The sequence below is a fragment of the Arthrobacter ginkgonis genome (genome assembly GCF_039540195.1).
Lineage (GTDB): Bacteria > Actinomycetota > Actinomycetes > Actinomycetales > Micrococcaceae > Zafaria > Zafaria ginkgonis.
Genome location: NZ_BAABEO010000002.1, coordinates 20541 through 43420, shown reverse-complemented (window position 1 = coordinate 43420; position 22880 = coordinate 20541). Strand labels below are relative to the sequence as shown.

General features: G+C 70.4%; 21 protein-coding genes. 13 read left to right on the top strand and 8 right to left on the bottom strand.

What is annotated here, in order from left to right; genetic code table 11:
- Positions 1-39 precede the first annotated feature (39 nt).
- Positions 40-504 carry a DUF3237 domain-containing protein gene (locus tag ABD912_RS01070; protein WP_345147823.1) on the top strand — a complete coding sequence of 155 codons (465 nt, stop codon included), beginning with the start codon at positions 40-42 and terminating at the stop codon, positions 502-504.
- A gap of 302 nt (positions 505-806) precedes the next feature.
- Here ABD912_RS01070 and ABD912_RS01065 read toward each other — a convergent pair whose 3' ends face one another.
- The 7 genes from ABD912_RS01065 to ABD912_RS01035 form a co-directional block, all read right to left on the bottom strand.
- Entirely contained in the window at positions 807-1565 is a 759-nt protein-coding gene (locus ABD912_RS01065; protein WP_345147822.1) for an HpcH/HpaI aldolase family protein, read from the bottom strand.
- Between the two features lie 82 nt (positions 1566-1647).
- A complete protein-coding gene (locus ABD912_RS01060; protein WP_345147821.1) occupies positions 1648-2466 on the bottom strand; it encodes an ABC transporter ATP-binding protein in 819 nt (272 codons plus the stop codon).
- Positions 2467-2484: 18 nt separating this feature from the next.
- The gene (locus ABD912_RS01055; protein ID WP_345147820.1) at positions 2485-3258 is read right to left on the bottom strand and encodes an ABC transporter permease; all 774 of its coding nucleotides are present in this window, start codon (positions 3256-3258) and stop codon (positions 2485-2487) included.
- On the bottom strand, positions 3255-4043 hold the full coding sequence (locus tag ABD912_RS01050) for an ABC transporter permease (RefSeq protein ID WP_345147819.1): 789 nt from the start codon (positions 4041-4043) through the stop codon (positions 3255-3257). The genes ABD912_RS01055 and ABD912_RS01050 overlap by 4 nt, the downstream gene beginning before the upstream one ends.
- A 30-nt stretch (positions 4044-4073) precedes the next feature.
- The gene (locus tag ABD912_RS01045; protein ID WP_345147818.1) at positions 4074-5132 is read right to left on the bottom strand and encodes an ABC transporter substrate-binding protein; all 1059 of its coding nucleotides are present in this window, start codon (positions 5130-5132) and stop codon (positions 4074-4076) included.
- 53 nt (positions 5133-5185) lie between these two features.
- Positions 5186-5854, bottom strand: coding sequence for an RraA family protein (locus tag ABD912_RS01040; RefSeq protein ID WP_345147817.1), 669 nt, complete (start codon positions 5852-5854; stop codon positions 5186-5188).
- The gene (locus ABD912_RS01035; protein WP_345147815.1) at positions 5854-6669 is read right to left on the bottom strand and encodes a carbon-nitrogen hydrolase family protein; all 816 of its coding nucleotides are present in this window, start codon (positions 6667-6669) and stop codon (positions 5854-5856) included. Before ABD912_RS01035 ends, ABD912_RS01040 begins: the two co-directional genes overlap by 1 nt.
- Positions 6670-6828: 159 nt before the next feature.
- On the opposite strand from ABD912_RS01035, the gene ABD912_RS01030 reads away from it, so the two are divergent.
- On the top strand, positions 6829-7485 hold the full coding sequence (locus tag ABD912_RS01030) for a GntR family transcriptional regulator (protein ID WP_345147813.1): 657 nt from the start codon (positions 6829-6831) through the stop codon (positions 7483-7485).
- Between the two features lie 264 nt (positions 7486-7749).
- On the opposite strand, the gene ABD912_RS01025 is transcribed toward ABD912_RS01030, so the two are convergent.
- The gene (locus tag ABD912_RS01025) at positions 7750-8985 is read right to left on the bottom strand and encodes an FAD-dependent monooxygenase (RefSeq protein ID WP_345147811.1); all 1236 of its coding nucleotides are present in this window, start codon (positions 8983-8985) and stop codon (positions 7750-7752) included.
- 263 nt (positions 8986-9248) lie between these two features.
- Here ABD912_RS01025 and ABD912_RS01020 point away from each other — a divergent pair, with 263 nt between their 5' ends.
- From ABD912_RS01020 to ABD912_RS00970, 11 genes are all read left to right on the top strand, one after another.
- Positions 9249-10487 (top strand): CaiB/BaiF CoA transferase family protein, encoded by a 1239-nt coding sequence (locus ABD912_RS01020; RefSeq protein WP_345147809.1) that lies wholly within the window; start codon positions 9249-9251, stop codon positions 10485-10487.
- Entirely contained in the window at positions 10487-11404 is a 918-nt protein-coding gene (locus ABD912_RS01015) for an HpcH/HpaI aldolase/citrate lyase family protein (protein ID WP_345147807.1), read from the top strand. The genes ABD912_RS01020 and ABD912_RS01015 overlap by 1 nt, the downstream gene beginning before the upstream one ends.
- On the top strand, positions 11401-12273 hold the full coding sequence (locus ABD912_RS01010; protein ID WP_345147805.1) for a cyclase family protein: 873 nt from the start codon (positions 11401-11403) through the stop codon (positions 12271-12273). Before ABD912_RS01015 ends, ABD912_RS01010 begins: the two co-directional genes overlap by 4 nt.
- Entirely contained in the window at positions 12270-13736 is a 1467-nt protein-coding gene (locus tag ABD912_RS01005) for an MmgE/PrpD family protein (protein ID WP_345147804.1), read from the top strand. The genes ABD912_RS01010 and ABD912_RS01005 overlap by 4 nt, the downstream gene beginning before the upstream one ends.
- Before the next feature lie 747 nt (positions 13737-14483).
- Positions 14484-15668, top strand: coding sequence for an acyl-CoA dehydrogenase family protein (locus tag ABD912_RS01000; protein ID WP_345147802.1), 1185 nt, complete (start codon positions 14484-14486; stop codon positions 15666-15668).
- A gap of 12 nt (positions 15669-15680) precedes the next feature.
- Positions 15681-17117 (top strand): MmgE/PrpD family protein, encoded by a 1437-nt coding sequence (locus ABD912_RS00995; RefSeq protein ID WP_345147801.1) that lies wholly within the window; start codon positions 15681-15683, stop codon positions 17115-17117.
- Positions 17114-18313 carry a beta/alpha barrel domain-containing protein gene (locus ABD912_RS00990; protein WP_345147800.1) on the top strand — a complete coding sequence of 400 codons (1200 nt, stop codon included), beginning with the start codon at positions 17114-17116 and terminating at the stop codon, positions 18311-18313. The genes ABD912_RS00995 and ABD912_RS00990 overlap by 4 nt, the downstream gene beginning before the upstream one ends.
- A complete protein-coding gene (locus tag ABD912_RS00985) occupies positions 18310-19554 on the top strand; it encodes a CaiB/BaiF CoA transferase family protein (protein ID WP_345147799.1) in 1245 nt (414 codons plus the stop codon). Before ABD912_RS00990 ends, ABD912_RS00985 begins: the two co-directional genes overlap by 4 nt.
- Positions 19551-20693, top strand: a complete 1143-nt coding sequence (locus tag ABD912_RS00980) for a beta/alpha barrel domain-containing protein (protein WP_345147798.1) — start codon at positions 19551-19553, stop codon at positions 20691-20693. Before ABD912_RS00985 ends, ABD912_RS00980 begins: the two co-directional genes overlap by 4 nt.
- On the top strand, positions 20686-21921 hold the full coding sequence (locus ABD912_RS00975) for a CaiB/BaiF CoA transferase family protein (protein WP_345147797.1): 1236 nt from the start codon (positions 20686-20688) through the stop codon (positions 21919-21921). The genes ABD912_RS00980 and ABD912_RS00975 overlap by 8 nt, the downstream gene beginning before the upstream one ends.
- 68 nt (positions 21922-21989) lie before the next feature.
- A complete protein-coding gene (locus ABD912_RS00970) occupies positions 21990-22814 on the top strand; it encodes an enoyl-CoA hydratase/isomerase family protein (RefSeq protein ID WP_345147796.1) in 825 nt (274 codons plus the stop codon).
- Positions 22815-22880 lie beyond the last annotated feature (66 nt).

Below are 22880 nucleotides of genomic sequence, written 5' to 3'. Positions count from 1 at the left end.
CGGTGCGGGGCCAGGCGTCCCGCACCGTAGGATCGGGGCATGACTGCTCGTGTCCAGCCGGCCCTGTCCTACCTCGCCACCGTAAAGGTCGAGGTTTCCCGCCCCATCGAGGTCGGAGACACCCCCGACGGTTTCCGCCGGATCGTCCCCATCACCGGCGGGTCGGTCGAGGGCCCGGAGCTGAGGGGCACCGTCCTGCCAGTGGGCGCGGACTTCCAGCTCCTGAAGTCGGACACGCTGACCGAGCTGGAGGCCAAATACGTCATCGAGACGGACGAGGGCGAAAAGATCTACGTCTCCAACTTCGGGATCCGCGCCGGTTCCGCCGAGGACATCGCCGCGCTGGTCCGCGGGGAAAGCGTGGATCCGCAGCGCATCTACTTCCGCTGCGTGCCGCGGATGGTGTCCGAGGGCCGCTGGGCCTGGCTCGGATCGCGGATCCTCGTGGGCTCCGGGGTGCGCCATCCGGACGCCGTGCACCTGGATTTCTACGTCCTCGACTAGCTTTCCCTGCCCATGGCCAGGGAGATAGGGGCTACCCGATAGCCATCGGGCTCCGGTGCGGCCAGGGCGCCAGAGCAGGACGACGACGGCGGCACGTGCGTGCCGCCGTCGTCATTCTGCTGCGCGGACGGGACCGCGCACTATTTTTCAAACACCCACCCACAGCGAGCACTATCCCGCGAACACTGCCGTGAAGTGGGCAAAATTCCGGAGGGGTGCGGTCCGGTGGAGGTTAGATCGGGTAGGTGCGGGTCGCCGGCGCCTTGCGCAGTGGCCTGGGCATTCGGCCGGACGTTTCCGTCTTAGGTGGTCGCTTCCAGCCGCTGCTGGGCTTCGAGGACGTCGAAGCTTTCCTTGGCTTGGGTGAGCGCGCCGAGCATGACGTAGTACTGCATGCCGAGCAGGATCATGGGGGAGCGCTTGGAGAGGGCCCACTCCTGCTCGAAGGGTGTCCAGGCGGGGAAGATCCACGGCTTGCCGGCACGGTCGAAGGCGTCGATGCACTTCTCGAAGTCCTCGAGGTCGGCCGGGGTGCGCCCGTACGCGCCGCGGCCGCGGCTGGTGGACAGGTCCGTGGGGCCGATCTGGATCCCGTCGACGGTGGGCAGGGCGGCGATCTGCTGGATCTCGTCAACCGCGGTGCCTTCCTCGATGAGCGGGAAGCAGCGGGTGGTCGAGTTCTGTTCGGCGATCCATGCGTCAGTGAGCGGGTTCCAGCCGGTGGTCCGGCCGCCGGCGAGGCTTCGGCGACCCAGGGGCGGGAACTTGGAAAAGGCGGTGACCTCCGCCGCGTGGGCCGCGCTTTCGACGTGGGGGATGATGACGCCGTCGCAGCCGAAGTCGAGGGTCTGCTGGATGGGTTCGCGGGCGGGGCCGAGGACCTTGGCGTAGACGTCGAGTCCCATGCCCTTGAGGGCGGGGATGAACCGTTCGAGGATGGCGAGGTCGAACATGCCGTGTTCGACGTCGAGGACAACGAAGTCGAAGCCGAGTTTCGCGACGATTTCGGCGGTCGGGACGCTTGCGTCGGTGAACCAGAATCCGGTCGATGGTGCGCTCATGGGCGGGGATGCCTTTCTGTGGGGCGGGCCTTGGGGGCGGGAGCCGGCGTGAGGGCGCCGGCGATCCCGGGGTTGGTGGGGACTAGACGCGGACGGCTCCGCGGATCTGGGCAGCGCGGATCTGGCCCAGGATGTGGGAGCGGAGCTCGGCGAACCGGTGGTCCTCGCGGGTGGTGATTTGGTCGCGGGTGTCGCCGAGTCCAACGTCGACGATTTCCTGGACGGTGGCTGGGTTCTTGGAGAGCACGACGATGCGGTCGGCGAGATAGACGGCTTCGTCGATGTCGTGGGTGACCAGCACGACGGTCATGTTCCGCTCCTGCTGCAGGGTGCGGGTGAGGTCTTCGAGTTCAAGGCGGGTCTGGGCGTCGATGGAGGCGAAGGGTTCGTCCATGACGAGCACCTCGGGCTCGGTGATCAGGGCCCGGGCGATCGCGACGCGCTGCTGCATGCCGCCCGAAAGCTGCCAGGGATACTTCCGGCCGGTGCCGGGCAGCCCGACGCTGCGCAGGAGGGGCTCCACCTGGGCAACGGCTTCCTTCCGGGACATCCCGCGGGCCTGGAGCGGCAGGGCGATATTCGCCTCGACGGTCATCCACGGCAGCAGGGAGCGGGTGTATTCCTGGAAGACGATCGAGATGTGCTCGCTCGGTCCGTTGAGGACCTTTCCATCCAGGGCGACGGTGCCCGAGGTGGGCGGCATCAGGCTGGTGAGGCACCTGAGCAGGGTGGTCTTTCCGGCCCCGGAGGGACCGACGAGGCAGATGAACTCGCCCTGGTGGACGTCGAGGGTGATGTCGACGAGGACCCTGTTCGCGGTGCTCCCGGAGCCGTAGGTCTTGGACAGGCCGCGGACGGCCAGGCGGACCGGGCGGGCGGGGTCGTTTTCGGTGAGGTTCATGTTCCTGGTTCTTTCGTTCTAGGCGGCCGCGTAGGCGGCGGCGCGGCCGGTGTGCCAGGCCAGGGCCCGATTGCGTACGAGGGTGAAGGCGGCGTTGATGAGGAAGCCGAGGACGGCAAGCAGCAGGATTCCGGCCCACACGCTGGGCGCGTTGAAGGTGGCTTGGGCCTGCATGGTCATGTATCCGATGCCGTGGGTGGCGGCGACCATTTCGCTGGAGACCATGAGGATGAGGGCCACCTGCAGTCCGGTCTGCGCGCCCCCGTAGATCGCGGGGGAGGCGGCCGGCAGGACGATCCGGCGGAGGGTCTGGACGCGGCCGAGCCCGATGGACCTGCTCATGTCCAGGAGGGCGGGGTCGACCTGCCGCATGCCGTCGACCGTGGTCAGGAGGACGGGGAACACTGCCCCGAGCGCGATGACGAAGACTTTCGACGCATCCCCGATGCCGAGCACCAGGACCAGCGGGGGAATGAGCATGATGGGTGGCACGGAGCGGCCGAAGTGGATCAGGGGTTCGGCCATCTCCTTGAGCCACCGGATGCGTCCGACGAGGATGCCGGCGAGCAGGCCCAGGGTGAGGGCTATCGCGTAGCCGGCGGCGAAGTTGCGCAGGCTCGGCACGACGTCCGTGGGGAGGTGCTCGAAGAGCCACAGGTCAGCGAACCGCTTGAGCATGACCGGGATCGGCGGGAAGAAGGGGTCGGGGTTGGCCGTGGTGGCGGCCGCGTAGCCGGCGACGGCGGCGGCCGGTACGGCCAGGCCGAGGGCGGCCCTGGTCCAGTTTTTCATGCGGCGAGCTCCTCGCGGGGTCCGTGGTTGCGGGTTAGGGCGCGCTCGCCGGCCGAGAGCAGCGTGTTGGTGGCCAGCCCCAGCAGCCCGCTCCAGATGATGATGGCGAAGACGAGCGTCCCGTCGCCGGCCTGCTGCGCGTTGAGAATCGAGCGGCCCAGGCCGGGCGCGCCGGCGAGCAGCCCGACGCCGATGGCGAGCATAAGCGCGGAACTGGCCGCGATCCTGATGCCGGTGGCGATGTTGGGCAGGGCGCTGGGCAGGATCACCGAGCTCTGGCGCAGGTGCCAGGGCAGTCGCATGGCGCGCACGGTTTCAAGGGCGACGGGGTCCACCCCGCGCACTCCCACGAGGGTCTGGACAAGGATCGGCCAGACGGCGGTGAAGGCGGCGAGCACGATCCCGAGGGTTCTGGTGGGCCCGACGACGAGCAGGACCAGCGGGAGCAGGACCACGGGCGGGACGGGCCTGAGGAACTGGGTGGTCGGGTCCAGGGCGGCAAAGGCGCGGGAGGAAAGGCCCATCGCGATGCCGAGCCCCACGCCGAGGACGACGGCGGCGAGGAGTCCGGCGAGCATCATGGCCAGCGTCTCGCCGATGGTGCTCCAGAATCCCGGGTCGGCGGCAAGGGCCGCGGTGGCCCCGAGCGTGTCGGTGGCGGGTGGCAGTCCGGCGGTCCCCGACAGCGGTCCACCGGTGGTGGACCACTGCCATAGGGCGAGCCAGATCCCGATCCCAAGGGCTCCCAGAAGCAGGCGCCGGGCCGTGGTGCGGGGGTCTCGCATGAAATTTTTCTCCTCTAGGGGAACGGTTGCTTAGCCGTTGGAAAGGGCGCGGGGCAGGACGACGGACTGGACGTCAACTTCATTGGTGACGAACCCGAAGTCGTGCATGATTCCGGCGAAGCGCTCGAATCCGGCGAGGTCGGCGGTGGAATAGAAGTAAGGGACGGTGGCCGTCGCGAGGGTTGCCGCCTCCACGCCCTGCGCCACGGCCGTCGCCTCGCGGACGGCGTCGGGGTTCTCGTTGGCGAATTCGTTCGACTCCTGGATGGCGCAGGTGAACCGGGCGACGGTCTGCGGGGCGGACTCGATGAACTTGTTGGAGGAGATGATGGCCGAGGTGGGGCCCTCGTGGAAGGTCTCGACGCCGGGCCAGGAGATGACCTCCCCGCCGGCGGCGACGGCCTGGGACAGGAACGGGTCGACGGTGAAGATCGCGTCAACCTGGCCGGCCTTGAATGCGTTGAGCGAGTCGGGGAAGGCCATGACGGTGTAGTTCACCGAATCGGCATCCGCCCCGGCCTCATTGATGACGAAGCGGGTCGTCAGTTCGGACTGGCCGCGCGCGTCGGCCACGGCAACGGTGCGTCCGGCGAGGTCGGCGGGCGACTTGATGCCGGAGCCCGGGGCCGCGACGAGGGCGGTGACCTCGGTGGTGTATCCCTTGACTCCGTTCTTCATGTTCTCGTAGTAGTTCGGGGCGATGCCGGCGAAGGGGGCGACGACCGAGATCGGGACGCCGCTGTCGACGGCCTGGAACAGCGAGACGGAGGTGGCGAAGCCGAAGTCGGTCGTGCCTCCCTGCACCGAGGAGATTGCGGCCGAGACGTTGGCCACCGGCTGGATCTCGATCTCGAGCCCGTGCTCCTTGAAGAACCCCTCCTTCAGGCCCGCGTAGACGGCCCCGTTGCTGACGATCGCGTTGGCGGCGAACGTGACGGGAATGGGCTGGCCGACCGGCGAGGGATTGGCGCAGTCGTAGTCGACGGGCGCGGCGGACGCGGCGGGTTCCTGCGAGCCGCATCCGGTGAGGGCGAGGGCGCCGGAGAGTCCGAGGGCGAGCGCGGCGGCGAGGGAACGGGACTTGTTCATGGGTGCTCCTGATTGGTTGGGGAGAGGGCGGTGGCGGGGCGGGGCGGGGCGGGTCAGGACAGGTGGACGGCCTTCTGGTGGACCAGGTCGGCGGCCCCCGAGAGTTCCGAGAGGAGCTTGCCGGCCAGGACGGCTTCCTTAACGCCGGGCTCGATCTGCTGGGCCTTCTCCGCGCGGTCGGCGACGGCCTCGAAATCCGCCGCGGAGAGGAAGGCGACGCCGTCCTGGTCGGCGATCACGAGCATGCCGGGCTCGACGGCCGCACCGGCCACGGAGACGGGGACGTTCATCGCGCCCTCGACGCCCAGCACCCTGGTGGTGCGCGGGCTGATGCCCCTGGCGAAGACCGGGATCCCGAACTCGACCAGGTCGGGCAGGTCCGTGGCCATGCCGTCGACCACGATGGCGGCGGCCCCGCGGTGCAGGGCCGCGAAGGCGACCATCGCCCCGGCGCAAGCCCGGTCCGTGCGGCCTCCGGCGTCGATCACCAGGACGTGGCCGGGTTCGATGCGGTCGACCGCGTAGTGGAGCATGGTCGAGTCCAGGTCCGGCAGGCGCACGGTGAATGCGGTGCCGACCGCGCGGTTGGCGCCGGTGAGCGCGGCCAGTCCGTGGGCGAAGCCGTGGTCGCGCATGTGGCCGATGGTGGACGAGGCGATGCCGCCCGCCCGGGAGACGAGGGCGTCGGGCAGGAGGTCGGGGACGGGGCCGAGGAGGAACATCAGTCCACCACCCCGGCCGTGGCAAGGCGGCGGACCTCGAAGCGGCGGTCCGTGAGGCACGGGTTGACCCGGCGCACCGCCGCGATCCTCTCCTTGTCCACCTCGAAGGTGCGCACCTCGGGCTTCTCGCCCAGTTCCCCGACCACCACGCCCATCGGGTCGAGCAGCACGCTTCCCCCGGTCGAGATCGGCGGGGCCTGGCAGGCGGTCAGGAAGTAGACGGTGTTCTCGATCGCGCGGGCGCGGCCGAGGACGTGCAGGTGGTCCTCCTTCCGCGGGCCCGGAACCCAAGAGGCGGCCAGCACGATCAGGTCCGCGCCCGCGGCGGCCAGTTCGCGGCTGCTTTCCGGGAAACGGATGTCGTAGCAGGTGCTTAGCCCCACCGTCGTGCCCGCGACCTCGAACAGCACCGGGCCGTCCGCTTCGGAGGGGCGGATGAGGTCCGATTCCTTGGCCATAAACGCGTCATACAGGTGGACCTTGCGGTAGTGCGCCAGGTACTCCCCGTTGGGGCCTGCAACGTAGAGCGTGTTGTGGGCGCGGTCCTCGCCCTCGATCGACTCCAGCATGCCGGCGACGATCGCCACGCCGTGGCGCGCCGCCGTCCGGCGAAGCGCCTGCGTGAAGGGCCCATCCAGTGGCTCGGCGACCTCCACGAAGCGGTGGTCGGGCTGCGGCAGGTCGTACATGGCGAACTCGGGAAACACCACCAGGTCGGCGTCCTGCCCGGCGGCGGTCGCCGCCATCTCCTCGATGCGGGCGAGGTTCCGCTCCACGTCGTCCGTCGAGTCCAACTGCGCGATGCTGACTTTCATCCCAACAACCCCTTCATCGTTTTAGATACCTCATGTATACGTGGAGTGTGTAACATGAGTGTGAACGATATTTATAAGATGGGCCCCTAGTCAATGGTGTAGGCCGTTTATTTTCTACGGCGGGTGATGCAAGCTGGGGCCTCGAGTGAAGGAGCAGGCGTGGGGAAAACGGCGGTTGACCGGGCCTACGAATGGCTGCGGTCCGAAATAATGAACGGCTCCCTTTCGGCGGGAAAATTTGTGGAAGAGGTGACGGTCTGCGAGGCGACGGGCCTCTCCCGGACGCCGGTCCGGGAGGCTTTCCACCGCCTCGCGGGGGAGGGGTACGTCAACCTGGTCCCCCGCCGCGGCGCCCAAGTCCGCGGGCTGAGCGCCACCGAGCTCTACGAGGTGTTCGACGTCCGCTTCGCGATCGAATCCCACGCCCTGCGCCAGCTCTGTGCGCGTCGCGCGGGAGTACCCGACGCGATGCGCCGCGCCCTGGACCTCATGGTTGACTTTAGGGAGCTTCAGACCCGCGACGACTACATCGAATACGGCCAGCTGGACATCGCGTTCCACCGCGCCGGCGTCGAGGCAAGCGGCAATGCCCTCCTTGTCCAGATGTATGACACTCTTCGCCCACTGCACGAGCGCAGTTCCCTGGCCCAGGCGCGCATCGCCGGGGAATCTCTCCGGCACATCACGACCAGCCAGCACCAGGCCATTCTGCAGGCCCTGGCCGATCACGATATCGAAGCGGCCGTTCGCGTGCTTGGTGAACACCTGCGGCCGATCCCCGAGGTGCCCGAAATGCTCGGAGCGGGTATCGAGTAGCACGCTGCATTGGCGGCCGCGGCGCCGGTTGCCGCCGCAGCGTCCTCCGTGCCGGCGGTGCGGCCGGGCTGACCGGTTCGGCCTGCCAACGCAGAACGACGGCGGCACGTGCGTGCCGCCGTCGTTCCGTGTCCGCCGTCGTTCTGCGTCAGCCGCGCGGACGGGGCCGCGCACTATTTTCGAAACACCCACCGCAGGCGAGCACTATTGTCGGAAAGACTGCCCGGGAGTGAGCAAAGTTCCGGGGGTGTGGTCCGGTGGGGGTCAGATCGGGTAGGTGCGGGCCTCCGGCGCCTTGCGCAGCGGCATGAACATCCAGTCGAGGTTCTGGTAGTCGGTGGGCACGTGGTCCTTGAAGGAGTTGTTGCGCAGCTCGCGGCCGATGCCGTCGATGTGGAACAGCTCCCCGGCCACGCGGGCCAGGCGCTGGATGTTGCCGGTGTGCTCGACGCGGCGAGCCTCGAAGGACTTGAAGGCGGCCTGCGCGTCCGGCTCGGTGGTGATCGCGTCGACCATGGCCAGCGAATCGTCGAGGGACTGGGCGCCGCCCTGGGCCAGGTACTGCAGCATCGGGTGCGCGGCGTCGCCGATCAGCGAAACGCTTCCCTCGGTCCAGGTCTTGACCGGCTCGCGGTCGTACATCGGCCAGCGGATCTCGCGGTTGAGGTACTTGCCGGCCTCCTGGACCTGCTCGCAGCAGATGCCGAAGCGCGCGTCCAGCTCCTCCTCGGTGCCCCAGTTTTCGTGGTCGGGGGAGTAGAAGTCGGAGCGGAAGACCGCCACGTTGTTGTACAGCTTGCCGCCGCGCAGGGGGTACTGGATCAGGTGCATGTGCGGGCCCAGCCAGCACAGGACCATCGGGGTTTCGACGGCCTCGGCCGGGACGGTCTCGATCGGCACGGTGCCGCGGTAGGCGACGTACTCGGACGGGACGGTCTGGTCCTCGACGATCAGCGGGCGGATGGCCGAACGCAGGCCGTCGGCGCCGATAACGGCGTCGGCGAGGTAGGTGGTGCCGTCCTCGGTGACAACCTGGGCCTTGCCGCCGTCCAGGTTCTCGGCGCGCAGCACGGTGCGGTTGTTCTCCAGGGTCACGAACTCGTTCTCCTGGCAGCCCTTGAGCAGGGCGGAGTGCAGGTCGGCGCGGTGCGTGACGATGTAGTGGTAGCCGTAGTGCGCCACGAACTCGGGGCCGAGGTCGATCGTCGCGATCTCCTTGCCGGTCACCGCGTCCATGTAGCGCTTCTTCTGCGGCAGCACGGCGTCCTTCATGACCTCGTCCAGCACGCCGAGCTCGTCCAGGACAGCCATCGCGTTCGGGGCCAGCTGGATGCCGGCGCCGACCTCGCCGAACTCCGGCGCGCGCTCGATCACATGCACCGGCCGCCCCTTGCGGCCCAGGCCCAGTGCGGTGGCCAGGCCGGCGATGCCGCCGCCGACCACCAGTGTGGGGACCTCGACTACTGCGTTGTTCCCGCTGGCTGCATTGTTTTGGGTCATCGGACTGCCCTTTCCTGAGCTCCCGCCGGGGTCCTGCCAAGGGCCTCGACCCCGCGGGATGATTCTGTATATGAGAATTAAATTCTGAATTGCAGAATATGAGCCCAGCTTCGGGCCCGTCAACCCCCGCGTTCGCGGCCGTTCCGCGCCCAGGGGACCCGCCGCCGTCGTCCTCTCACCCAGTGATAGCGGGCCTTGTTGCGGCCAAACGCCGCTGCCTACGCTGACGCGGAATCCCACCCCTTCCATGAGGAGCCCCTCCCATGACCCAGACGGCCGCAAGCCCGTCCCCCGCGACCGGCATCGACGCCGAGCGCCAGGGGCCGCTGAAGGACCTCAAGGTCCTCGACATCGCCACCCTCTTCGCCGGCCCCTCCGCGGCCACGATCATGGCCGACTTCGGCGCCGACGTGCTGAAGATCGAACACCCCACCCGCCCGGACGGCGCCCGCACGCACGGCAAGTCCAAGGGCGGGAAGGGCCTGTGGTGGACGCTGCTGGCCCGCAACAAGCGCACCGCCACGCTGAACCTCTCCGCCCCCGAAGGCAAGGAGGTCTTCCTGCGACTGGCCCGGGACGCGGACATCGTCATCGAGAACTTCCGCCCGGGCACGCTGGAGAAGTGGGGCCTGGACTACGCGGCCCTCTCCGAGCACAACCAGGGCCTGATCCTGGTCCGCGTCACCGGCTTCGGCCAGACCGGCCCGATCTCCCGACGCCCCGCCTTCGGCACCCTCGCCGAGGCCATGAGCGGCTTCGCCTTCTCCACCGGCCAGCCGGACGGGCCGCCCACGCTGCCGCCGCTGGCCCTGGCGGACAACATCGCCGGCCTGGCCGCCACCATCGCCACGCTCACCGCGCTGCACCACCGCGACCGCACCGGCCAGGGCCAGGTGGTGGACCTGGCCATCATCGAGCCCATCCTGGCGATGCTCGGCCCGCAGCTGACCGCCTACGACCAGCTCGGCTACATCACCCACCGCGCCGGGAACCGCTCGGAGAACAACGCCCCGCGCAACACCTACCAGACCAAGGAGGGTCGCTGGGTCGCGATCTCCTCCTCCGCGAACTCCATCGCCGAGCGCGTCATGCGCCTGGTGGGGCGCCCGGAACTGATCGAGGAGGAGTGGTTCGCCTCCGGCCTGGGCCGGGCCCAGCACGCGGACACCATCGACGGCGCCGTCGCCGAATGGATCGCCGCCCGCCCGCTGGAGGAGGTCATCGCCGCGTTCGAGCAGGCCGAGGCCGCCATCGCCCCGGTCTACGACATGTCCCAAGTCATCGAGGACGAGCAACTGAACCACATCGGCACCATCGCCACCGTCGAGGACCCGGACCTGGGCCCGGTGAAGATGCAGAACGTGCTCTTCCGCCTCTCCGAGACCCCCGGCACCATCCGCCACACCGGCCGCGGCCACGGGCAGGACACCGACGAGGTCCTCGCCGAGCTCGGCTACACCCCGGAGCAGGTCGCCGGGCTGCGCGCCAAGGGCGCGGTCTGATGCCGGCGCCGCTGGCTCCGGAAACCCTGGCCTGGGAGCACGCCGCCGCCTGGCTGTACGTCCCGGCCGTGCGCCCCGAACGCTTCGCCAAGGCGGCCGCGGCCGCCGACGGCGTGGTGGTGGACCTCGAGGACGCCGTCCACCCGGCCGAGCGTCCCGCCGCCCGCGCCGCGCTGGCCGGGCACCTCGGGGAAGGGCTCGCCGCCCCGGTGGTGGTGCGCGTGAACCCGCCCTCGACGCCCGACTTCGAGGCCGACGTCGCCGCGCTCGCGCCCCTGGTGCGCGCCGGCGTCGTCAGCGCCATCCGAGTGGCCAAGGTGGACACGGCCGCGGACGCGGCCCGCGCCGCCGAGGCCACCGCCGACTGGGGGATCGGTCAGCGGCTGATCTGCCAGCTCGAATCGGCCCGCGCCGTCGCCGCCGCCAGCGAGATCGGCGCCGTGCCCGGCGTGCACTCGATGATGCTCGGCGAGGCGGACCTGGGCGCCGACCTCGGCGTGCCGCGCGGGCCCGCCGGCGAACCCGGCCTGCAGCTGGCCCGCCAGACCGTGGTGCTCGCCTCCCGCGCGCTCGGGCTGCCGTCCCCGGTCGGCAGCGCCTTCACCAACGTCAGGGACGACGCCGGCCTGGCCGCCTCCTCCGCCGCGCTGCGGGCGCTGGGCTTCTTCGGACGCAGCTGCATCCACCCGGCGCAGGTCGCCGCGGTGCGCGCCGCGTTCGCCCCGACGGCCGAGGAAACCGCCTGGGCCCGCGAGGTGCTCGCCGCCGCCGGGGCCATGGACCTGGGCTCCAACGCCGCCGCGACCCTGGGCGACGGATCCTTCATCGACCCCGCGATCGTGCGCCAGGCCGCCGCGATCGCCGCCCGCGCCGACCGCCTGCTGCAGGCGGCATCCCCGGAAGGAAGCGCACGATGACCGCGGAGACCCAGGCCGCTCGCGTCTACGCCGGGCGCACCGCCGCCGGCTCGGTGCGCATGGTCGACCTCGCCCAGCCGCTGCACCCGAACATCCCGTCCTCGCCCAGCCACCCCGGTTACAAGCACGCGCTGCTGCGCCGCCACGGCGATGCGGTCCGCGTCGACGGCACCTCCGGGGCCAACGACCTGCTGGTGCTGGGCACCCACACCGGCACCCACGTCGATGCCCTCAGCCACATCAGCCACGACGGGCTCCTGCACGGCGGCATCCCGGCCGCCGATGCCCAGGGCACCGGCCGGTTCACCGCGCACGGGGTGGAGAGCATCGACCCGGCGCTGCTGCCCGGGGTGCTGCTGGACATACCGCGCGCGCTCGGCCTGGAGCGGCTGGAGCCCGGGTTCCCCGTGGGCCCGGCCGAGCTCGCCGCCGCCGCCGCGCTGCTGCCCGGCGGCGCGGACGCCATCCCGCAAGGGGCCGCGTTGCTGGTGCGCACCGGCTGGGCGCAGCTGTGGAACGACCCGCACGCCTTCATCAGCCACGACCCCGGCGTGCCCGGACCCGATGCCGCCGGCGGCGCCTGGCTGGCGGCCTTCGAGCCCCGCTTCGTGGGCTCGGACACCACCGCGTTCGAGCACATCCCCGCCGGGGAGGGCCACGCCCGCCTGCCCGTGCACAAGTTGATGCTCGTCGAACGCGGCGTACCCATCATCGAAATGCTCAACCTGGAGACCCTCGCCGGCCTCGGCGCGGGCCGCTTCGACTTCCTGATCGCGCCGCTGCCGCTGACGGGGGCCACCGGCTCCCCGGTGCGGCCGCTGGCGTTGCTTCCCGACCTTCCCGCCCTTCCCGCTGAGGAGACCGCATGACCGCCACCGCAGAAGGCAACGCCAGCACCGGCACGACGGCGGGAGCCGCCGTGCCCGGACCCACGCTGAGCGCCCGGCTGGCCGGGTTCACCGCCGCCACGGTGGCCCACCTGCCCGCCCGGATCCGCGCGGATGCTCTGGCCCGCGTCACCGACACGCTCGGCATCTCGCTGGCCGCCCGCGACACCGAGCCCGTGCGGGCCGCGCTGGACCTGGTCCGCGGGTGGGGCGGCCACGCGCAGGCGTCCGTGTTCGGCTACCCGGACCGCGTGCCGGCCCCGGCCGCCGCGCTGGTCAACGGCACCGCAGCGCACGCGCTGGACTTCGACGACACCCACGTGCCCTCGATCCTGCACCCGAGCGCCTCCGTGGTCCCGGCCGCGCTGGCCGCCGCCGAGGAGGCCGGGGCCTCCGGCGAGGTGTTCCTGGCCGCCGTCGCCGCCGGCAACGAGATCGCCATCCGCCTGGGCATGGCCGCGCACGACGAGGACCTGAACAACAACGTCTTCTTCGAGCGCGGCTTCCACGCCACCTCGATCTGCGGGGCGATCGGCTCCGCCGCCGCCGCGGCCGCCGCCTACGGGCTGGACGCGGACGGGATCCGGCACGCGATGGGCATCGCCTGCTCCATGGGCGCCGGGCTGCTCGAGGCCAACCGCGTCGGCGGCACCGTCAAGCGCGTGCACTGCGGCTGGGCCGCGCACTCCGGCGTCGTCGCGGCGCAGATGGCCGCCCGCGGGATCACCGCCCCGGATTCGGTGCTGGAGGGCAGGTTCGGGTTCTTCAACGCCTACACCGGGATGCATCCGCTGGCCGCGGAGGCGCTGGAGGCGCTGGTGGGGGACCTCGGCGAGCGCTGGGAGCTGGACAACTGCTTCATGAAGCCGTACCCGACCAACGTGTTCACGCACACCGGCATCGACGCCGCGCGCCGGCTGGCCGCGCGCGGGATCGCCGCGGCGGACATCGAGCGGGTGGAGCTGTCCGTGCCGATGGCCGTCACGCGCACCATCGCGCAGCCGCGCGAGGCCAAGATCAGCCCGCAGTCCCCGTACCACGCGCAGTTCTCCGGCCCGTTCACCTTCGCGATCGGCTTCCACGGCGGGACCGGGCTGGGGGTGTACCTGGACGACTTCACCCAGGAGACGCTGGACAACCCCTCCATCCGCCGGCTGGCCTCGACGGTGCACTACGTGCCGGACGACGAATGCGAGGCGATCTACCCGCGCCACTTCCCGACGATCGCCCGCGTGACGCTGGCCGACGGGACGCTGGTGGAGGAGAAGGTGCTGGCGAACCTGGGCACCGCCGAGCGGCCGCTGACCCCGGAGCAGGTGCGGCTGAAGTTCGACCTGAACGTCTGCATCCTGGGCGCCGAGCGGGCCCGGGCGCTGTCCGCGCGCCTGGACGGGCTCGCGGAGGCGGCCGACGCGAACCAGCTGCTCGCCGGCATCGACTGGTAGCCGGTCCCTCTCTTGCGAAAAGTGACGCGTAAGTGCGGGTGTAAACCCGAATCCTGACGCGTTTGTGCCGGTGTTGGGCGGAATTGTGTGTGTGCGCGCTGCTGCCCCCACGGGATTTTGCTACCTCCGGGGCAGCGTTTCCAGGATTGTGATCGCTCCGAGGCAGTGTTGGGCAGATAGTGCGCAGGGCAGTTTCTGCGGGGTGCCGCCGGTGGTGGGGCTGCCGGCGAAAACGGGCGGAAGGGGTTTCCCTTCCGCCCGTTCCCGTCTCTGCGGCCGTGAAAGCGGCGCCACAACCCTGTCCCTGGATTCGACGTTATGGCGGGTCCATTCCGTCCAATCGGGGGACAGCGCTGTGGCGGAGCCTGGACGCCGGGATCCCCAAGCTCGGCGGGCCTAGGCACCCAACCCGGCCCGCCGGCGTCGTGCACCCGGCGTCCCAAGGCACACAATTCCGAACGCACTGCCCCGAAGCGAGCAGAATCCCGGAAACACTGCCCCCAAGTGAGCACAATTCCGCGAAGAACCCGCACAAACACGTCAGGATTCGGGTTTGCACCCGCACTTTCGCGTCACTTTTCGCGAAGGCGGGGGAGGCAAGGGGAGGGGCAGGATTCTCTCGCCACGCGGAAAATTCCGCCCGTTTTCGGACCCAATTCCACTGGGTGAGAGTGACGGTGTTCACACCCGTGGAGGGTGGGCTTCAGTAGGGGAAAAGCAACGTTCCCACTCCTGAAAGGTGGACCCATGGCGGCCATCGAATCCTCACCGTTCGGCCTGACCGAAGAGCAGCTTGCCATCCGCGACGCCATCGACGACCTGTGCAAGCCGTTCGACAGCGACTACTGGGGCAAGTGCGACGCCGCCGGCGTCTACCCGGAAGAGTTCGTTGATGCCCTCTACGAGGCCGGCTGGATGAGCATGCTGATCCCCGAGGAGTTCGGGGGAGGCGGCGCGGACATCCGCGATGCCGCAATCGTCCTGGAGCAGATCGAGCGCAACGGCGGCCACGCCGGTGCCGCCCGCGCCGGCATGTACACCATGGGCGCGCTGCTGCGCCACGGCACCGACGAGCAGAAGGCCCGCTTCCTGCCGAAGATCGCCTCCGGCGAGCTGCGCCTGCAGTCCATGGGCGTCACGGAGCCCGACGCCGGCTCCGACACCACCCGGATCCGCACCTTCGCCAAGCGCGAGGGCGACGAGTACGTGGTCAACGGCAACAAGATCTTCATCTCCCGCATCCAGCACTCGGACCTGCTGCTCCTGTTGGTCCGCACCGAGAAGTACGAAGACGTAGCGAAGAAGTCCGACGGCGTCACCGTGCTGCTGGTGGACCTGAAGCAGGCCATCGCCGACGGCAGCATCGTCGCCACCCCGATCAAGACCATGGTCAACCACGAGACCAACGAACTGGCGATCGTGAACCTGCGCGTGCCGGTGGAGAACCGCATCGGCGACGAGGGCAAGGGCTTCAAGGTCATCCTCACCGGCATGAACTCCGAGCGGGTGATCGTCACCTCCGAGTACATCGGCGCCGGCTTCCACCTGCTGGACCGCGCGGTGCAGTACGCCAACGAGCGTGTGGTGTTCGACCGTCCGATCGGCATGAACCAGGGCGTGCAGTTCCCGATCGCCCAGGCCTACGCCAACCTGCAGGCCGCCTCGCTGATGCGCTGGCGTGCAGCGGACATGTACCTCAGCGGCGAGAACCCGCGCTTCGAGGTCAACGCCGCCAAGCTGCTCGCCTCCCAGGCGCTGTGGCAGGCCGCGCAGGCCGCGTTCGACACCTTCGGCGGCTACGCGGCCGCGGAGGAATACGGGATCGAGCGCAAGTGGCGCGAGGCGCGCCTGCCGTCCACGGCGCCGATCTCCAACAACATGGTGCTCGCGGGCATTGCCCACGGCACCCTCGGCCTGCCGAAGTCCTTCTAGGGGGTGACAGGAGTGGGTGAACCTACGTACGGCGAGGCCGCCGGCGCAACGGCCGTGCTTGCCGCCTTCGCCGCCGGGACCGGGACCGCCGCGACCCCGCACGCCGACGAGGTCTCCCGCGCCCTGGCGGACACGGTGGCGGTGGCCGTGGCGGCGGCCGCCTTCGAGGGGGACGCGATCCTCCGGGCCTGGGCCGCGCGCGAAAACGCGCGCGGCCAGGCCACCGTCTGGACGTCCGGGGAGACTACCTCGGCGTCCATGGCCGCCCTGCTGAACGGGACCGCCGGGCACCTGCTGGACTACGACGACATCTCGCCGTCCATGCCGATGCACCCCTCCACGGTGCTCTTCCCGGCCCTGCTGGCCGTCGCCGAGCAGCGCGGGATCGACGGCGGGCGCCTGGTCCAGGCGTACGACGTCGGCGCCGCCACCTTCCGCGCGCTGGCCGACCTCCTGCCGCAGCACGTGCACTACGCCCGGGGCTGGCACACCACCTCCACGGTGGGCCGGCTGGCCACGGTCGCGGCCCTGGTCCGGCTCTGCGGGACCCCTGCGGGGACCGCCGAACACGCGCTGGGCCTGGTGTCCTCGCTGGTCGCCGGCAGCCGGCCCAACTTCGGCTCCATGACCAAGCCGCTGCACGCCGGCGTCGCGGCCCGCGACGCCGTCATGGCCCTGGAACTGGCCGAGGCGGGCTTCACCGCCAACACCTCCGAACTGGAGGTGCCGGGCGGGTTCCTGGAGCGCTTCGGGGACCCGGACCTGGCCCCCATCGGCGACGCCGCCGAAACCCTGGCCGAACGCCTGGAGTACTGGCAGGACGCCTGGGTTCGGGACTGGGGCCTGAAGCGCTACCCCGCGTGCTACGGCACCCACCGCGGCATTGACGCGGTGCTGGAGCTGCGCGCGGAGATCGGCACCCGCCCCATCCGCGCGATCACGGCCACGCTGCACACCAACGGAACGCGTCCGCTGGGCGCCTACCCGCCGCGCAACGCCACCCAGGCCAAGTTCAGCCTCGAGTACGCGCTGGCCGCCGCAATCATCCGCGGCAACGTGCTGCTCAGCGACTTCACCGAGGAGGCCTTCGCCGACGAGCAGGTGCGTTCCCTGATGGGGCGCGTCAGCGTGGGCGAAAGCGCCGAGCCCCCGCTCGGGGACCCCGGGTACGGAGCCGGCTTCACCGTGGTGGAGATCGCCTTCGACGACGGCGGCACGCTGGCCCGCCGCGTCGACATCACCCGCGGCGACGCCCTCAACCCGCTGGACGAGGACCAGTTGCGCACCAAGTTCACCGACTGCTGCGCCGTCGGCGGGCTGACCCCCGAGGCCACCGAGGAACTCTACCGGGCCCTGCGCGCGCTGCCGCGGGGCGGCCAGGCCAGCGCCGCGGGAGCCGCACTTGCACCCGGCGCCTGGGCGCCGCAGAAAAAGGAGGCCATGGCATGAGCCACCCCCGCCCCAACGCCGACCTGCTGCACGCCGACCGGAACCACCCGGCGGTCATCATTGTCGAGGAAGGCATGCGCGAAGGCATGCAGATCGAAAGCGCCGGCATCAGCACGGAGAACAAGATCCGCCTGCTGGATGCGCTCTCCGCGACCGGCCTGCGGAACATCGTGGTGGGCTCCTTCGTGAGCCCCAAGTGGGTTCCGCAGATGGCGCACGTCGAGGAGGTCATCGACGGGTTCACCCCCGCCGAGGGCGTCCGCTACACCGCCCTGGCGCTCAACGCCAAGGGAGCCGAGCGCCGCGCCGCGTTCGCCCCGAAGATCTCCGGGCCGGACCCGTCCGTCGGGCAGACCCGCATCCACCTGGACGACGTCTTCGTCAAGCGCAACACCGCCCGCAGCCTCGAGGACGAGGTCGACGCGGTCCCGGAAACCATCCAGCGCGCGGTCGCCAACGGCGCCACCGAGGCGCAGGTCGCGATCAACGCCTGCTGGGGCTCCAACTGGATCGGCGAGATCTCCGAGGACACCCGCATGGAGTACCTGCGGCTGCAGATCGACGCGTGGGAGGCCGCCGGCATCCCGGTGACCCGCATCCAGTTCGGCGACCCGATGAGCTGGAACACCCCGGCCGCCATGCGCTCCCAGATCCGCCGGGTCCTGGAGACCTGGCCGCGGATCACCAACTTCCAGCTGCACCTGCACAACGGCCGCGGCATGGCGCCGCTGAGCGCGTACGCGGCCTTCACGGAACTGGACTCCCGCCACACGCTGGTGGTCGACACCGCCATCGGCGGCCTGGGCGGCTGCCCCTACTGCGGCAACGGACGGGCCACCCGCATGATCCCGACCGAGGACTTCGTGCACTTCCTCGAGAGTGAGGGCGTGGACACCGGCGTCGACCTGCGCGCGCTCATTGAGGCCGCGCTGCTCGCCGAGGAGGTGGTCGGCCACGAACTCTGGGGCCACGTCTCCAAGGTGGGCCCGCGCCCCTACGGAACGGACGTCTACGCGATGGACATGCCGTTCATCGAGACCTTCGACCAGGCCCAGCACTTCCGGCTGGGCCCGGACACCTACGCCGGCGCGCTGGCGCCCTGGAAACAGGCCGTCACCAGCGCCGCCCGCGACGACTTCGAACGCTCCCTGCTCGCCCTGGACGGGCAGTTCGCACAGACAGGAGAGACCGCATGAGCACCCCCTTTACCATGCCCGGCCAAGGTTCGCTCACCGGACTGCGGGTCATCGAGATCAGCACGTCCGTGGCCGCCCCCTTCGGCGGCCAGATCCTGGGCGACCTCGGCGCCGAGGTCATCAAGATCGAGCGCCACGCCGGGGACGACACCCGCAAGTGGGCGCCGCCGTCGTGGAACGGCGAGTCGATCGCCTTCATGTCCTTCAACCGCAACAAGAAGTCCGTGGTCCTGGACTACAAGGACGCCGAGGGCAAGAAGGTCCTCGAGGACCTCATCGCGGGCGCCGACGTCCTGATCCAGAACCTGCGCCCGGGCGCCCTGGCCAAGGCCGGGTTCACCTGGGAGCACGTCCACGCGCTGAACCCGCGGCTGATCTACTGCGAGATGTCCGGCTACGGGCACACCGGCCCGCGCGCCATGCAGCCGGCCTACGATCCGCTGCTCCAGGCGTTCTCCGGCATCGTTTCCATGACCGGGGACGACGGCGGGTCCCCGGCCCGGGTGCCGGTCTCCCTGCTGGACATGGGCACCGGCATGTGGATGGCCCTGTCCGTGTTCGAGGCGCTGCGCCGCCGCGACACCACCGGCGAAGGCTGCCACGTGCAGAACTCGCTGCTGCAGACCGCCCTGACCTGGATCACCTCGCCCCTGATCGGCGCAGCGGCCGGGAACCCGCCGCCCAAGCGCCTCGGCTCCGGCTTCCGCGGGGTGGTCCCCTACGGCGCCTTCCCGACGGCGGACGGCCACGTCTTCATCTCCGCCGGGAACGACCACATCTGGCGCCGCCTGCTCGGGGCCATCGAGGCGACGGACCTGGACGAGCGCGAGGGCTTCTCCACCAACCCGGAGCGCAACCTCCGCCGGGCGGAGGTCATCCAGGCACTCTCGGAGCGCACCTCGCGCTTCACGCTGGCGGAGATCGTCCCCCGCCTGATCGAGGCGAAGGTCCCGCACTCCCCGGTGAACACCGTGGACAAGGTGTACGCGGACGAGCAGGTCAAGGCCATCGGGATGATGCAGCCGCTGCCACACCCCGCCGTCGAGGACCTCGAGGTGGTCAACCTGCCGATGACCTTCAACGGGGAGTACCCCACGCTGGCCACCACCCCGCCGGAGCTGGGCCAGGACACCGTGGCGGTGCTGGAATCCCTGGGCCGGACTTCCGAGCAGATCGACCGGCTGCTGGCGGACAACGTGGTGGCCCAGGCCCCCGACGAAGTCCCCGCGGTCCGGGCATGACCGGGTTCCCGCAGGTCAGCATCATCGAGCAGGGCATGCGCGAGGGCATGCAGATCGAAAGCGCCGCCATCCCGGTGGCGGAGAAGATCCGCCTGCTGGATGCGCTGTCCGCCACGGGCCTGGAGAACATCGTGGTCGGCTCCTTCGTGAGCCCCCGGTGGGTCCCGCAGATGGCCAACATCGAGGAGATCATCAACGGGTTCACCCCCGTGGAGGGGGTCAACTACACGGCCCTGGTCCTGAACCAGCGCGGCATCGAGCGGCGGGCCCGGTTCATGCCCCCGCTGTCCCCGCCCTCGAAGGTCGGCACCTCGCGCGTGCACGTGTGCGACGTCTTCGTCCAGCGCAACGCCGGACGCACGATCGCCCAGGAGATCGAGATGCTCCCGGCACAGATCGAGGCGCAGGTGAAGGCCGGCGCCACGGAGGCGATGGTCGCCGTCAACGCCGCCTGGGGCTCGAACTGGCTCGGAGAGTTCAGCGAGGACCAGCGGATGGAAACCATCCAGCTCCAGATGGACGCGTGGGCCGCGGCGGGGGTCCCGACCACCGGGATCCTCTTCGGCGACCCGATGAGCTGGAACACCCCCGGCGCCATGGAATCCCAGATCCGGCGGGTCCTGCGCGAATGGCCCCAGGTCACCACGATCAACCTGCACCTGCACAACGGCCGCGGCATGGCCCCGATCAGCGCCTACGTCGCCATGAAGGAACTCGACGAGCGCCACCGGCTCATCGTGGACACGGCCATCGGCGGCCTCGGCGGCTGCCCCTACGGGGGCAACGGGCGGCTGAGCAAGATGATCCCGACCGAGGACTTCGTGCACATGCTCGAGGGCGAGGGGATCCAAACCGGCGTCGACCTGGCCGCCCTGATCGAATGCGTCGTGATGGCGGAGGGGATCGTCGGCCACGAGCTTTGGGGCCACGTCTCCCAGGCCGGCCCGCGCCCCTACGGCGCGGACGCCTACCCGATGGACATGCCGTTCGTGGAGACGGCCGAGGAGGCCCAGCACTTCCGGCTGGGCCCGGAGACCTACGCCGGATGTCTGGCCCCGTGGAAGCAGGACATCACGTCCGCCGCCCGCGACGAGTTCGAGGCCCGCCTCGCCGAGCACGCCGGAGCCCACGGTGGCTAGCGTGTCCGCCGGGTCCTCGCTGGCCGGGCTGCGCGTCGTGGAGATCGGCACGTCCGTGGCCGCTCCGTACGGCGCCCAGGTCCTCGGGGACCTCGGAGCGGAGGTCATTAAGGTGGAGCGCCACGGGACCGGCGACGACGCGCGGCAGTGGCTGCCCCCGGAGTGGGAGGGACGCTCGGTGGCCTTCCTGTCCTTCAACCGGAACAAGAAGTCCGTCGTCCTGGACTACAAGACCGGTCGCGGCAGGGAACTGCTGGAGGAACTGGTCGCCTCCGCCGACGTCCTGATCCAGAACCTGCGTCCGGGATCGCTGGCCAAGGCCGGCTTCACCTGGGAGCGCCTGCGGGAGCTGAACCCGCGGCTGATCTACTGCGAGATGTCCGGCTACGGGCACACAGGCCCGCGCGCCGGGCAGCCGGCCTACGACCCGATGGTCCAGGCCTACTCCGGGATCGTGTCCATCACCGGCGGCGAGGACGGCGACCCGGCCCGGGTGCCCGTCTCGCTGCTGGACATGGGCACGGGCATGTGGGCCGTCGTCGGGATCTACGAGGCGCTGCGCCGCCGCGACGCCACCGGCCGCGGCAGCCACGTCCAGCCCTCGCTGCTGCAGACCGCCCTGACGTGGCTGACCGCCCCGCTGATGGGGGTGGCCGCCGGAGGGGCGGCCCCGAAGCGGCTGGGCTCCGGCTACCGGGCCACCGTGCCCAGCGGCGCGTTCCCGACCTCCGACGGCCACGTGTTCCTGCAGGCCGGGAACAACGACACCTGGCACCGGCTGCTGGAGGCCCTGGACGCCCGGGAGCTCCGGGACCGGGAGGGCTTCGGGTCCAATGCGGACCGCGTGCGCCACCGGAACCCGGTCAACGTGGCGCTGTCCCAGCACACCGTCAAGTTCACCACCGCCGAGGTCCTGGACCGGCTGGGGCCCACGCTGGTCCCGCACTCGGCGGTCCACACCGTCGACCAGGCGCTCGAGGACGAGCAGGTCCGGGCGATCGGCCAGATCGTCCCGCTGGAGCACCCCGGGATCCCCGGGTTCCGCGTCGTCAACCTGCCGTTGACGTTCGACGGCGGCTACCCGCCGCACCAGGGCGCCCCGCCCGAACTGGGCGCCGACACCCGCTCCGTCCTCGCCTCGCTGGGGCTGGGGGAGCAGGACATCGATTCGCTGTTCGCGGACGGCACCGCCGCCGGCCGCGGGACACCCGACGCGGTCAAGCACTAGACAAGCCAAAGCACCAGACAAGCCAGAGCATTTAGAAAAGCCAGAGCACCACGGAAGGAGACCCGGCCATGAGCACCGAGGTCACTGAGAACAACCCCGCCGAGACCCCCGACCACAGCGACGAGGTCCTCTACGAGGTCCGCGGCCACGCCGCCTGGATCACCATCAACCGCCCGCACCGCCGCAACGCGATGGCCCGCCGCACCGTGCAGCAGCTCACCGAGGCGTTCGTCGAGGCCGGCGAGGACCCGGACGTCTACGCCGTCGTCATCACCGGCACCGGCGACAAGGCGTTCTGCGCGGGCGGGGACATGAAGGAGATGGACGACCTCGCCCGCTCCGGCCGCCAGATCCACGTGCCCATGACCGGCACCTACCGCGCGCTCTTCGAGGTCATGCTGGAGACCTACAAGCCGGTCATCGCCGCGCTCAACGGGCACGCGATCGCCGGCGGCTGCGAGATCGCCCTCTCCGCCGACGTCCGCATCGGCGTCGAGGGCGCCACGATCGGCCTCACCGAGGCCCGCCGCGGCATGGGCGCCAACCTCGGCTCCGTGCTGCTGCCGCGCCTGCTGCCGCGCGCCGTCGCCATGGACCTGCTCTACACCGCCCGCACCATCCCGATGGAGGAGGCCAAGGAGATCGGCCTGGTCAACCGGGTGGTCCCGCGCGAATCCTTCGGCGCGGAGGTGCAGAAGTACGTCGACGAGATCCTCGCGAACTCGCCGGTCACGCTGCGCCGTTACAAGGAGATGGCCACCAAGAGCTGGGGCCTGCCGCTGCCCAGCGCCCTGCGCCTGAACGTGGGCCCCAACCCGTACCTGAGCGAGGACCGCGTCGAGGGTGTCCGCGCCTTCCTGGAGAAGCGCGCCCCCGAATGGAAGAACCGGTAGCCGTTCCCGCCGTCGTCCGCTGTTTTCCGCCCCGTGGCCGGCGCCCCGCGCGCCGGCCACTGCCCC